This window comes from Clostridium bowmanii (assembly GCF_018861315.1).
Lineage (GTDB): Bacteria > Bacillota > Clostridia > Clostridiales > Clostridiaceae > Clostridium_AD > Clostridium_AD bowmanii.
Map to the genome: position 1 here is coordinate 12,751 of NZ_JAHLDL010000001.1, position 12,998 is coordinate 25,748.

A 12,998-nucleotide genomic window follows, 5' to 3' on the forward strand; every position below is an offset into this window, starting at 1 on the left:
CACTGTAACTATCCTTGGAAAAATATCAATATAAAATATAAATTATTGCTAAAATTGCAACTATAAAATATAATAATCCCACAATGTTTTTTCTTAATTTTACTTCTTTGTATATCTTTTCTTGGAGTCTTTTAGTACACCTATTTGTTCTAGTATTATACTCGTTCAATTTCACTGTTTTTTCATATATATTTACTTTTAATGCTTCCAAAATTTCTTTTTTTAAGTCTTCAACTGAACTATATCTATCAAGGATATCGATTTTAACACACTTTTGTATTATTGCTTTTAAATTTATATCAATATCCTCCTCATAATTTTCATTAATAAGAGGCTCCACCCCTGTGATAGGCGCCTTTCCTTTAACCATAAAATATATTAACATTCCTATGCCATATATATCTGTTTGCTTGCAACATTTTCCTAAACCATATTGTTCCGGAGCTGCATATCCATTAGAACCCGCACTCCTTGTATCTTGGTCTATGTCACCCTTATAAACTTTTGAAATACCAAAATCAATTAAGACAACTTTTTCAATGGGAGTTATCATTATATTTGATGGTTTTATGTCTCTATATATAATGGCTGGATTTTGATTGTGCAAATAACCTACAATATCACATAGATCCGATGTAATCCGGCAAATCTTTTCCATTTGCATTTTACCATTTACTTTCACATATTCTTTTAGTGTTTGCCCCTCCACATAGTCTTGAACCATATAAAGATAATTTTTCTCATAAAATATATCGACAATTCGGCGAATACCTACGTGGCTTAAGTCTTTTAAAATATTAGCTTCTGTTAATATACCTGTATTTTTTATATCCTTTATTACTTCTTTTATAGCCCAAAGGTTTCCATACCGAGTGTTTTTACATAAATAAACGGTACCCATACCACCTTTTCCTAAAATTTTAATTACCTCATATTTTTTGTCTAATATATCTCCACTATTTAGCATAATTCACCTCTTGTATAATGTTTCATAGCTTGTCTATTTATAATATACGTATAGTTACCCAATTTTAAGGGGTGGCTGCTTATAGTCATATCTTACCTCATATTAGTATATATATATAATATATACTAATAACATATTTTCATATATAAAATCTTTACAAATAAAAAATACATTTGCTATTATTTTTTACCGCAAGTAATAATAATATCTCATAAAATGAGACTACAAATGCTAATTAATTATATCAAACTTTCAATAGATTTACAACATTCTGTACGTAAAGACCTCTAATCCACTTGTTGGATGGACAGCACTACTAGATGTAATTTCTTTTAGTTTTTATGTACCATTTTTAACATCATGAATATAATAATACTGTAAAGTAAATTGAGGAGATGACTATTGATGGCTTACAGTGCTCGAGAGTTATTGGCTAGAATAATAAAATGTGAAGCCGGGGGAGAAGGCGAAAATGGAATGAAAGGTGTGGCCTCTGTAGTTATGAACAGAGTAAATGTAGTCGATGGTGAATATTTTACACTAGGTCAAGGCGATCTAAGAAATATTATATTCCAACCAGGGCAATTTGATTGTGCAACTTCTGTACTTAATGGCATGAATAACCCACAAACCATTTGGTCAAGTCCACCAGAACAAATCCATTATGATATTGCCGATTGGGCACTATCTGGTCATAGGTTATATACAACAGGTTCTTCCTTGTGGTATTTTAATCCCTTTGCACCAGGTTGTCCATATCTATTTCCTTTTAATGGTAGTGGCACCTACCAAGCTAGCGTAGCTCAACATTGCTTTTATAATCCCACAGCCAAATATTTTACAACTTAATTAAAAATCATTGCTAATAATACCTTTAAATAATGATTAATTATATTTTTAAGGAGGATATTTTATGTTTATAGTACCACCTAATAATTTTAATGGAACTCCAATGTGGAATGCTTACCCTATGTTTGAACCTCCAATGATGCCAATTCAAGATTTTGACAATCTTGATGATACAAGACAAAAACCTATGTTTGAGACCTCTACTAATAACCAAGACTTTGATATTGCCCCCGGCTCCCCCATAGTAAATAATCCACTTTATAATCAAGGTTGGTTGACAACGCAAATAGGTAAATATATAAAGATAGAATTTTTAATTGGCACTAGTATGCTAATAGATAGAGAAGGCATTTTAAAAGAAGTTGGAATTAGTTTTATTGTTATTCAAGAAGCTGGTACAAATGATATGTTAATGTGTGATATATATTCCATCAAATTTGTGAGAGCTTTTGATCCTCAGCCTGTAAAATGTATTCCATAAAGTTAAATCTAATCAAAGTTTTTACATTAATTTCAAAATGAAATCTCAAAAACATATAACTTTAATTTCAATAAACAAAAACTCTTATGCTATAAACATAAGAGTTTTCATTTTATTTCACCTTTTCTACTTCACCATATTTTACTCCAAAGGTGTCTACAGTAACCTTTTTCATCTTTTGATCTTTTATAGGTTTAGTACCTTCAGTCTTTACAGCAACTATTTTATCTGCTATTTCCATCCCCTTTATAACCTTACCAAAAGAAGCATAATCGCCATCTAAAGAACTATAATCATGAACCATTATGAAAAATTGTGATCCAGCTGAGTTTGGCTGACCATTTACTCTACCCATAGAAATTACTCCTCTTTCATGCTTTAGTGTATTAGCAAACTTATTATTGCTAAACTCTCCAGCTATTGAGTACCCTGGCCCACCACTTCCAGTTCCCTCTGGGTCACCACCTTGTATCATAAAACCTGGCATTACTCTATGAAAAATTAATCCATTATAAAAACCGTTCTGTACTAGTGAAACAAAATTTCTAACAGTATTAGGTGCAATCTCTGGATATAATTCTACCTTTATAATTGAACTATCTTCCATCTCTATAGTAACTATTGGATTTTTGTCATTTGCTGTTTTTTCTGTTTTAATCTCTTTAGAAGTTTCTACCTTTTCCGCTACTTTAGTGGTACTCTCAACTTTATTTTGGTCCTTATTAGAACATCCTACTGCAAACATTACAAAAAATACTACAAATAGTGCCATTACTTTCTTTCGACTCTTAATTCTCTTCATCTTATAATCGCTCCCTTTTGTTTATTATTAAAAATTAAGTAAAATACTACTTTGGGTTACTTTTATACACTAGCTTTAATTAATTCCATATTCCCCTCAAGTATATACTCTACTCCTTTTGATATATAAATTGTTTCTTCTTCTTTTAATTTCATTTGCATATTATTAGCTTTTATTATACCCTCACCACTTATTACGATATAGCTATGAAAACTTTCAACAACCCTGTCTACATAATTGTTATGAACAATTACTTTTTCTACTTTAAAATATGGTGTCTCTAATTTAGAGAAATTATCAATTTTACCACCATTATTTTCACCTTTATAATCTATAACGTCTAAGGATTTTTCTATATGTACTTCCCTACCACGTCCCCAGTCATGAAGCCTATATGTAATATTACTATTTTGCTGTACCTCAATAAGCTTTACTCCAGCTTCTATTGCATGTACTGTTCCAGCTGGTATATAGATAAAATCTCCTCTTTTTATATTAGTCCGCTCTAAATAATCTTCTAATTTATCTTCTTTTATAATTTGACTTAACTTATCTTTGTTTAAGCCCTTCTTTATTCCTGATATTAAAGTTGCACCCTCTTTTGCTTGTAATATGTACCAACACTCTGTTTTCCCATTAGAATGCTCTACCCTTCTAGCATATTCATCATTTGGATGTACTTGGACAGATAAATTATCTTCTGCTTTTATAATTTTACTTAGTATAGGGAAATTACTACCACATCCTAAAACCTGAGATAACTCTTGACCTTCATAAATACCTTCTTCTATTGTAGATTTCCCATCTTCATGGCATGAAAGTACCCATTTTTCCCATCCCCATATTTTTTCACTTATGTATGGTTTTAATTTCAAAATTAATTCTTTAGACATTACGATTCCTCCAATAATTTTTAATTATTTTACTCCATATCCTTTACAATAGCTATTGCCTCTTCTCTAGTACTACTTGGCCCACAAATATTAATGTTTTCATTATATTTACTGTCTACTTTACCAAGTCTTATAAGTATTTTATTAAAATCCTTTGATGCATCAAGCGTTCCCGTTACTTCATATTCACCTTTTTTAATGTTTTTAGTTTCTATAAAGGTGTTATATCCCATAGTTTTAAAAATATTGTTTTTAGCCCATATCCTCTTCAAAATAACTTGTTCTTTAATTCCATCTACTTCTACACTTCCAGTAAATACATGATTTAAAGATAATTTCTTTTTTAATTTTCCAACAAGTTTAATTTCAGTTACCTTTTGAAATTCACTATTGTCAGCATACATAAATGCACTATAGTTTCTTTCAATACTCACCGGTCTAAAATATATAAGTGATATTAAAATTATACCAATAATTCCAATTACTATTGAAGCTTTTAAAGATACTCTATCCATATTCATCACCTCAAATCTAAATTATTTCATTTAGCAATATTTACTTTTTCCCAAGCCATACATAATATTATAAACTAATTTATCTTATAGTGCACTAGAAAAAGTAAACTGCAATAGGGTTAAACAGTTTTTTTAATAACTTCTTAACCTAACTGACTAATTTATCATAATTTTATGCATTTCCATTTTCCGGTTCTATATCTTGAAGATATTACTAATTGCGGACCAAAAACAAACAATATTATCAATAAATTCGCCTTAACAACAATAAGTAGTAATGTTATACTTATTTAAAATTTATGATGAGAACAGTAAGTTAATGAATTCTTCTAAGCGAGTTAGGAATAGTGTAAGCCTAATAAGAATCATTATACCGAAAGACATCTCGGAGTTGTACATTTGAAATCTCTTTGCTGAGTCATTAGAATGCATCGGGTTCCCCCGTTAAAAGGAATAAAGTGAATCAATTATTTATGATTAACTAGGATGGTACCGTGGGATTTATACTCTCACTCCTATATGGAGTGAGAGTTTTTTGACGTATAAAGCTATAGATATTAAAGGTTTAAAACTTGAATCTGTAGTTGAAGTAATTTGAGAGGTTAAAGAAAGAAATGCTGAAACTAAAGAAATTGAAGTATTAGTCAGAACATTAAATATTATATCCGGAGTTACAGAGGACTTACCTGTAGAAATTAATAAAGAAGATTTAGACGTAAATATAGATACTCTTTTAAACAATAGATTTTTAACCTTAAGACACTTAAAGACCAATGCTATCTTTAAAATACAAGCTGCCTTAGCACAAGGTTTTGCTAAACTTTTAAAGAACATGGACATTACACAGGTATATAGTCCAAAAATAGTGGCAGAAGGGACTGAAGGTGGGACTGGTTTATTTGAGCTTAAATACTTTGAAAAAAAGCATATCTAGCACAAAGCCCTCAATTTTATAAGCAAATGCTCAACTTTTAGGTCTTAGAAATGTACGGGAAGTTACTCTGTTCCCAAGGGATAGAGATAGAATTGCACCTTAAATTATTACCTTGTGAAATGTTGTTGACTCATAATGTATTATTGTATATACAAAAAAACGGAGGTAAATTTGTTTGCACAATTCTACCTCCATTTCCTAATACATGCACCTTATTTCTCATTAAAGTTTAAAGTCTATCTGTCACCATGCTTCTATTTTTTTGAATATAGCTTGGGTAAAATAAAGTCAATAAACACCCCTGTGCACACTCCGCTTATAACGCAAGTAGCACATACAAATAAATACAAGGCTTTTATTAAATCTCCAAACCCTTCACCTGGATTATTCCTAATCATGTACACATTATATATTCCCATAAGAAGAAAAATAACTGCTGGAATATATTTAGCATATTTTTTTCTACCAACTAACCTATGGATTAAATAAGTTATACCAATTACTGCAATACATACCGCTGACACTAACAATATAAATCTTGTCATTATATCCTCTCCTTTATTATTTAAATTCTACTTATTAATATCATCTAATATAAATTATAAAATGTAAATGAATTTTATTCAATCTCTTTTACATATTTCTCTTAATTTTCTATATTAAAGTTTAAAAATATATTAATTAAAATTCGGGCTAAAATAAAGCAGCTATGATTTTGCTCATAGCTACTTTATTAATTACTACCGAGTCACATTTAAATAAGCTAGCATGCTAGCTTATTTAAATGTATCTATTTAGTCTTCCAAGTTGTTCCTTCCTTAGTGTCCAGAAGTTCAATATTCATAGCTATAAATTCATTTCTTATCTCATCCGCTCTCGCCCAATTCTTACTAGCTCTTGCGTCAGCCCTCTCAATTATAAGCTTATTTATAAGTTTCTCATCTACCTTTGAATCTCCATTCTCCATTGTCATAAGGTCTAAGGACAATACCTTATCGAAATCTTCTACAAGTATAGATTTTTCCTTATTACTCAGTTCTTCATCTTTTAAAACATCAAAGAGTACAGTGAAAGCATTTGCTATATTTAAATCATCGCTGATATAAGATGCGAATCTTTCTTTGTACCTTTCAATTTTCTCATCACTTACTAAATCATTTTCATCCACAGCAATTAAAACAGTGGCTATTCTATCTTTTAGTTTTTTAAGTCCCTTTTTAGCTTCAGATAAACTATCAAAACTAAACACTAACTGCTTTCTATATTTAGATAAAAGACAGAAATATCTATAATCAAGCGGACTATATCCTTCTTCTTCAAGTTTTGCTACAGTTAAAAATCCACCAGTAGATTTTGACATCTTACCATTATCTACTACTAGAAACTCCGCATGCATCCAGTACTTAACCCATTTATGCCCTAGTGCCCCTTCAGATTGAGCTACTTCATTAGTATGATGTATAGCAATATGATCTATTCCTCCACAATGAATATCTAAATATTCACCAATATATTTAATAGACATTGCCGAGCATTCTAAATGCCAGCCTGGAAATCCTCTGCCCCAGGGTGACTCCCACTGCATAATTTGATTAGAAAACTTAGAGTTTGTAAACCATAACACAAAATCCAGTGGATTTTTCTTATTAGGGTCTATTTCTACTCTGCTTCCTGCTTTAAGCTCATCTATACTAATATTTGCAAGCTTAGTGTAATTTGGAAACTTATCAATTTCGAAATATACATTTCCATTAGAAACATAAGTGTAGCCTTTTTCTTCAAGTATCTTTATAAGATTTATCATATCCGGTATATGCTCTGTAGCTCTACACACAATTGTCGGTCTTTTTATATTAAGTTTGGTGCAATCTTCAAAAAAAGAGTCTTCATAAAACTTAGCGATTTCCCATACAGTTTTATGCTCACGGCTTGCGCCCAGGGCCATCTTATCTTCACCCTCATCTCCATCAGATTGAAGGTGACCTACGTCAGTTACATTCATTACATGCTTAACCTTATAATTAACATACTCTAAGGATTTTTTAAGCACATCTTCAAATATATATGTCCTTAAATTACCTATATGTGCGTAGTTGTAAACTGTAGGTCCACAAGTATACATACCCACTTTACCTTCTTTATAAGGTATAAATTCATCTTTATTTCTAGTCAAAGTATTATAAACATAAAAACTCAATATATTCACTCCTTTTTAAATAGTATAATAGCACCCACTACTTTGTAGAAACTTACACTAATAGTTAAACCATTGCATTTAAAAATATAAAAAGCCACAGGCATACTGCAGCTTCAAAGTATAAACAACCACAGACTTTTACCTGGGAATAACTATCACAAACTAATAATTTATTACTTTCTTCACAAATAAATAACATATATAAATTCTAACATAATATTGTGATAATGCAATAAATTATAACAACTTTTTTTTATTTCTTAAGTAATTATATGATTTATGCCTAACAATTAACTTGTTAGACTATCTTTAATTTACAAACCTGCATAAAAAACAGGAGTAAATAAAGTTTATTTACTCCTGTTTTTCTTATTTTCTATCGGCGGACTGTTTTTTAGTTGTAGCATTTTGATTTTTTCCAGTTTCTCTAGTTATTGGAGTATCATAGTTACTTTTAACTAATCTCGAAAATTTATTATCCGGTTGGCTATCTTTAGGCATAAAAGCATCTCCCTTATCTATATTCATATCTATAGGTTCTTCTATTTCTAAAATTTTATTCTTTTGAATTTTTTAATTTAAAATTCAGTGTTTCCAAGAAATCTTTTAAATATGCAAGGGGCTCCTATGGTAATCCACAATCCAACAACAAAATATCTAAAAAAATCAGCAAAAATGTTAATGGGTAAAATTTTCTTTAATATAAATTTTAAAGTTATGAGAACAGTTAATCCAAACAATAATTTAATTAGTTGTTTTATCTTAGTATTTCTAACATCATACTGCACATACTTTGACTCTAGTACATATCCAATAAAAAATCCAAACACTGTTCCTGATATTGTATAATAAGTTTTTTCCTTTAAAAAAATCATTCCAATAAGCATGGGTACAACAATTATCATTAATATCCAAGCTTTTTTTGTTGATTCTGCATATTCAAAAATATAATTAGAAATAAAGACCCATATAGTTCCAACCGCAACTCCACCAATTACATCTATGGGGTAATGCACTCCAAGATACATTCTAGAGAATGCAACTAAAATGATTGCACTAATTCCAACTATATAAATCCACTTTCTTTTCAAACGAACCATCCAGGAAACCCAAAAGGTAGATGCTCCTTGAGTATGTCCACTTGGAAAAGATTGTCCTGTAGCAGTTTGAACTCTTAGTGATCTTATTCCAGAAATTCCTATAGGCCTTGATGCATTTACTAAATCCTTTAACACAGTATTTACAATTGTGCCTGTCAATAATGCAAAGCCTAATTTATAACCAAACTTTTTATTTACACACCAAAATATTATAGCTGCCGCAATAATGTAAAAATACTCTTCTCCTGTCATTGTAACTAATTGAAAGAATACATCCAAAAATGGTGATGTTATAGATTGTATAAATTTGATGATTTCTATTTGCATTTTGTATGTCCTCCCATCTACTGTGTAAAGCTTTTATATTATATGGTATTCTTCAATAGTATAATAAACTCCTTTATATTCCTTGGTAATTTTATATAAAAAAGTTAACTTTTAAATTTACATTAATTGTAATTTTAAATACTTTTTATATAAAAATTATGAATATACTATTTTCCTTTTATTTTCTTTACTTCATCAGACCAAATTTTAACATAATCATCTGTGGCCCATTGTGCCATAACAGATATCTCTGAATTTTTAAGTTGAAGCTCTTTTAGTGGTGATTTCCCTAAAGCATTATTTTTTATAGCATAAACCAATAATTTTGATTTTGTTAGTACAACTACAATATCCTTATTTGGGGAGGTATATCCATCTACTGCATTGGGTACCTTTTGTTTTATAACCTCCCATGATGGAAATATTGAATCATAGTTTACCAAGTTATCGGGGGGTTTGTTAGGAAGATTAAAGTCAACATACTCATTTTTTACAGATGGGCTTAAATAGTCTAATCTTCCACGTAATAACCATTTCCCATTTTCTCTAAAAAGTCCAAAATTTGTTGGTGATGGAGTATCTTTTAATAAATTTTTATCTCTTCCAGATATAGTTTTTAAATATGATTTTGCACCAGAATTTAGGCCTTCTATTCCCCTTTCTCCTAATACCTTTGATGCAGAAATTGGGACTTCCGACCCAGTATATATAGTGTCAAGTGGAACCACTTCCAATGAATGCGACTCTGTTGTTTGCTTATCACTATTTGTAGTACCTGCAATGTCTCTTTCATAACACACATAATCATTTCCAACAAAATTAATGCTTTTAAAATCATAATAATATTCATTCTGAACTTTTATGATTTCACTTTTAATTTCCTTTTCTATGGGAGCTGCTATTAAAAAATCCCGACCATAATTATTAGTAATTTCTCTCTTAACCTGGAGTTTCCAAAACCCAGTTCTCCTTGGAACAAATAAAAAGGGCAGTTCTAATATTGGCTGAATTGACCCGTCATTACTAATCCATAATGTTCTATATATAGGTTCCAATATTGGTCTATTTTTATTATCATAAGGCAATTTATAATCAACAGTTTTATAATATTTTAGCCCCAATAAAAGACCAGATTGATGTTTCTTTATATATGATTCTAATTTACTATAGGGTAATTGATTTTCATTTTCAATATCATCCATGCTTGTTTTGTTTCCATTCGCTTGTTTTGACAGAAAGAAAAATACACCATCCTTTATTAAAATGATCTTACCATCATCAATTTTTATAATGTCTCTAAAATAATTTTGATTAGAGGTAATAGTAATAATCTTAATTTCATTTTGATTTATATGAAGATTTTCCATATAAGATTTGTAATTGTTATATAAATATGTCTTTGTATCAACACTTTTAATCTTAAATTCAGGTTTCTCACACTTATCATCTGGTAAAACAATTTTTTGTTCTTCAAACCAAGCTTTTTTTCCAATCCACTCCTTGGCTTCCTCTTCAAGCATCTTAGACACAGTTGAATAAGCATAGCTCTCAACCTTCCAAACACCAACTATTGGAAGCGGCACTTTAGGTGGGATTACTCTGCTTGTCGATGATAAATCAACATTATTACAGGCTGTTAAATTTATAAGTACTATTACTAAAATAAATAGTGATAATATTTTTTTCATAACTTTTCTCCCTTACATAGCATAAATGCTTTCATCTTATACTGGAATAATTATACATACTTCCGTTCCCTTGCCAAGCACACTATTAATTTGAAGTTCACCTTCGTGAAGCTTTATAATTTCATCGCATATAGAAAGTCCTATTCCATTTTTAGAATTTGCATTCTTACCTTTGAAAAACTTTTCTTTTACTCTTGGTAATTCATCTTTTGGTATGCCACATCCTGTATCAATTATTTGAATAACAATATTTTCACCCTCTAAATTAACTCGTATACTTACATTTCCTCCATCAGGTGTAAATTTAAATGAATTATCCAAAACATTTATAAACACTTGTTTTAACCTATTTCTATCTGCAAATATTTTAGGTAAATTTTCATCTATAACTAAGTTAAGATGGATATTTTCCTTTAAAGCTCTAGGTAAGGTCTGCGTTTTAATATTATTTAAAATGTCCTTTAAATCAACAAAATCTTTTTTTATAGATACTTTTCCTGATGATAATTTAGAGAAATCCAGCAAGTCCTCAACTAAAAAAGTTAATCTATCGGATTCTTGTTCTATAATTTCAAGCCCTTCTTTAAGTTCTTCTACATCCTCAAGTTCACTAGAATTTAAAACAATAGACCATCCTTTTATAGATGTTAATGGAGTTCGCAGTTCATGTGAAACAGAAGCAATAAATTCATCCTTCATTCTTTCACTCTTCAATATTTCCTCTGTCATATAATTTAAGGTTTTTGCTAGTTGTCCTAATTCATCATCTGAATTTACTTTGATTTTCTCAATGAAATTGCCGCTGGCCATTTTTTCTGCACCACTCATTATTTTTTTTATAGGGCTAGTAATAATACTAGAAATAAAAATACTTACTATTCCCGAAATTATAATAACCATCCCACCAGTAATTAAGAAAAATCTAGATAACTGATAAATATCATCATCAATTTTCTTAAGTGAAGTTATAAATCTCAATACCCCATTTATTTTTCCATTATAAATTAGTGGATATGCTACTGTCATAACCCCCTCATTTTCATACTTTTGTCTATCAATTATGCTACCAACTTTCCCAGCTGATGCTTCTATAAAATCATTACTCTCCAATTTTTTTTCTGGCATTACTCCTAAGGAATCCATAATCACAAATCCATCTAAATCTATAATTTGAACTTCCGCATTGATCTTTTCATAAAATACATCTACATTATTAGCTACGTTTTCCTTCACATTTGCTGATGCTAAATATGTATTATAAAAGCTCGTAGATAACATTAACTGATTGGATAAATTTGATTCTACATTTTTATAATAGTATTTTTTAGTCCCTGCTATTAAAAATCCCTCTACAATTATGACAGTAATCAATATTACTAATAAATAGCTCCCAGCAAGCTTTGTTCTTAGGGAGTTCACTTAAGATTCCCCCCATCTATACCCGGTACCCCAAACTGTTTCAATATACTGAGGCTGTGATGGGTCTTTTTCAACTTTACTTCTAAGTCTTCTAATATTCACATCAACTATTTTAGTATCTCCTATATACTCATATCCCCAAATTACATTTAAAAGTTCATCTCTGCTCAATGCTTTACTAGGATTTTGTATAAACATTTTCATAAGTAAAAATTCTTTTGGAGTTAAGTCTAATTCTATATCATTTTTGAATATTTTCTTTGAATATAAATCAATTCTAAATTCTCTAGAATTAATAAAATTTGATTGTTCTTTATTTTTATGTTTCATTCGCCTTAAAAGCGAATTAATTCTTGCAATAAGCTCCAATGGGTTAAATGGTTTAACCATATAGTCATCTGCACCAAATTCTAGTCCCATTATCTTATCCATATCTTGTCCTCTAGCTGTTAAAATGATTATTCCAATGTTTTCATTTTGCTTTTTTAATTTTTCACAAAGTTCAAAGCCATTCATACCCGGCAGCATAATGTCTAATATAATCAGATCTGGATTCTCCTGAAGTATTTTTTGCAAACCTTCTTCCGCTGATCCAGCCTCAAAAACTTCAAATTTTTCTCTCTTCAAACTAATTTTAATAAACTTCCTAATAGACTCTTCGTCTTCTACTATTAATATTCTACTCATTGGTCGCCCCCTATCAAGCTATTACTAAAATTATATCAAATATTGCTATAATTTATAAGAGATTTATAACTTAAAATAAAGTGCTTATAAAAGTAAACAAACAAAAAACCAATCTAAGATACAGACTGGTCTCTAAACT

14 protein-coding genes and 1 other annotated feature are annotated in these 12,998 nt (G+C 29.8%); of the genes, 3 read left to right on the plus strand and 11 right to left on the minus strand.

Going from position 1 to position 12,998, the window contains the following annotated elements; translation table 11 throughout:
- Positions 1 to 25 precede the first annotated feature (25 nt).
- A complete protein-coding gene (locus KPL51_RS00065; RefSeq protein WP_216155507.1) occupies positions 26 to 967 on the minus strand; it encodes a serine/threonine protein kinase in 942 nt (313 codons plus the stop codon).
- Between the two features lie 405 nt (positions 968 to 1,372).
- Between KPL51_RS00065 and KPL51_RS00070 the strand changes: the two genes are divergently transcribed.
- Entirely contained in the window at positions 1,373 to 1,816 is a 444-nt protein-coding gene (locus KPL51_RS00070; RefSeq protein ID WP_216155511.1) for a cell wall hydrolase, read from the plus strand.
- A 64-nt stretch (positions 1,817 to 1,880) separates the two neighbouring features.
- A complete protein-coding gene (locus tag KPL51_RS23190) occupies positions 1,881 to 2,297 on the plus strand; it encodes a hypothetical protein (protein ID WP_224853427.1) in 417 nt (138 codons plus the stop codon).
- A 112-nt stretch (positions 2,298 to 2,409) separates the two neighbouring features.
- On the opposite strand, the gene KPL51_RS00080 is transcribed toward KPL51_RS23190, so the two are convergent.
- The 3 genes from KPL51_RS00080 to KPL51_RS00090 form a co-directional block, all read right to left on the minus strand.
- Entirely contained in the window at positions 2,410 to 3,099 is a 690-nt protein-coding gene (locus tag KPL51_RS00080; RefSeq protein WP_376770066.1) for a peptidylprolyl isomerase, read from the minus strand.
- Positions 3,100 to 3,161: 62 nt separating this feature from the next.
- Positions 3,162 to 3,992, minus strand: a complete 831-nt coding sequence (locus KPL51_RS00085) for a type I phosphomannose isomerase catalytic subunit (RefSeq protein ID WP_216155514.1) — start codon at positions 3,990 to 3,992, stop codon at positions 3,162 to 3,164.
- A gap of 29 nt (positions 3,993 to 4,021) precedes the next feature.
- Positions 4,022 to 4,507, minus strand: coding sequence for a hypothetical protein (locus KPL51_RS00090; RefSeq protein ID WP_216155518.1), 486 nt, complete (start codon positions 4,505 to 4,507; stop codon positions 4,022 to 4,024).
- A gap of 290 nt (positions 4,508 to 4,797) precedes the next feature.
- Positions 4,798 to 5,027, plus strand: a binding site (T-box leader).
- Positions 5,028 to 5,285: 258 nt separating this feature from the next.
- Between KPL51_RS00090 and KPL51_RS23195 the strand changes: the two genes are divergently transcribed.
- The gene (locus KPL51_RS23195; RefSeq protein ID WP_312888274.1) at positions 5,286 to 5,441 is read left to right on the plus strand and encodes a hypothetical protein; all 156 of its coding nucleotides are present in this window, start codon (positions 5,286 to 5,288) and stop codon (positions 5,439 to 5,441) included.
- 254 nt (positions 5,442 to 5,695) lie between these two features.
- Here KPL51_RS23195 and KPL51_RS00100 read toward each other — a convergent pair whose 3' ends face one another.
- From KPL51_RS00100 to KPL51_RS00130, 7 genes are all read right to left on the minus strand, one after another.
- Positions 5,696 to 5,986, minus strand: a complete 291-nt coding sequence (locus tag KPL51_RS00100; protein WP_216155521.1) for a hypothetical protein — start codon at positions 5,984 to 5,986, stop codon at positions 5,696 to 5,698.
- Positions 5,987 to 6,231: 245 nt separating this feature from the next.
- The gene (gene cysS / locus KPL51_RS00105) at positions 6,232 to 7,638 is read right to left on the minus strand and encodes a cysteine--tRNA ligase (RefSeq protein WP_216155524.1); all 1,407 of its coding nucleotides are present in this window, start codon (positions 7,636 to 7,638) and stop codon (positions 6,232 to 6,234) included.
- 369 nt (positions 7,639 to 8,007) lie between these two features.
- Entirely contained in the window at positions 8,008 to 8,166 is a 159-nt protein-coding gene (locus KPL51_RS00110; RefSeq protein ID WP_216156159.1) for a hypothetical protein, read from the minus strand.
- A gap of 50 nt (positions 8,167 to 8,216) precedes the next feature.
- Complete coding sequence (locus tag KPL51_RS00115; RefSeq protein ID WP_216155528.1) at positions 8,217 to 9,065, minus strand: phosphatase PAP2 family protein; 849 nt, start codon at positions 9,063 to 9,065, stop codon at positions 8,217 to 8,219.
- Positions 9,066 to 9,232: 167 nt separating this feature from the next.
- Entirely contained in the window at positions 9,233 to 10,753 is a 1,521-nt protein-coding gene (locus tag KPL51_RS00120) for a hypothetical protein (protein WP_216155532.1), read from the minus strand.
- A 36-nt stretch (positions 10,754 to 10,789) separates the two neighbouring features.
- Positions 10,790 to 12,172: a sensor histidine kinase gene (locus tag KPL51_RS00125; protein WP_216155535.1), complete on the minus strand. Its 1,383-nt coding sequence runs from the start codon at positions 12,170 to 12,172 to the stop codon at positions 10,790 to 10,792.
- Positions 12,173 to 12,859 carry a response regulator transcription factor gene (locus KPL51_RS00130; RefSeq protein ID WP_216155538.1) on the minus strand — a complete coding sequence of 229 codons (687 nt, stop codon included), beginning with the start codon at positions 12,857 to 12,859 and terminating at the stop codon, positions 12,173 to 12,175.
- Between the last annotated feature and the right edge of the window lie 139 nt (positions 12,860 to 12,998).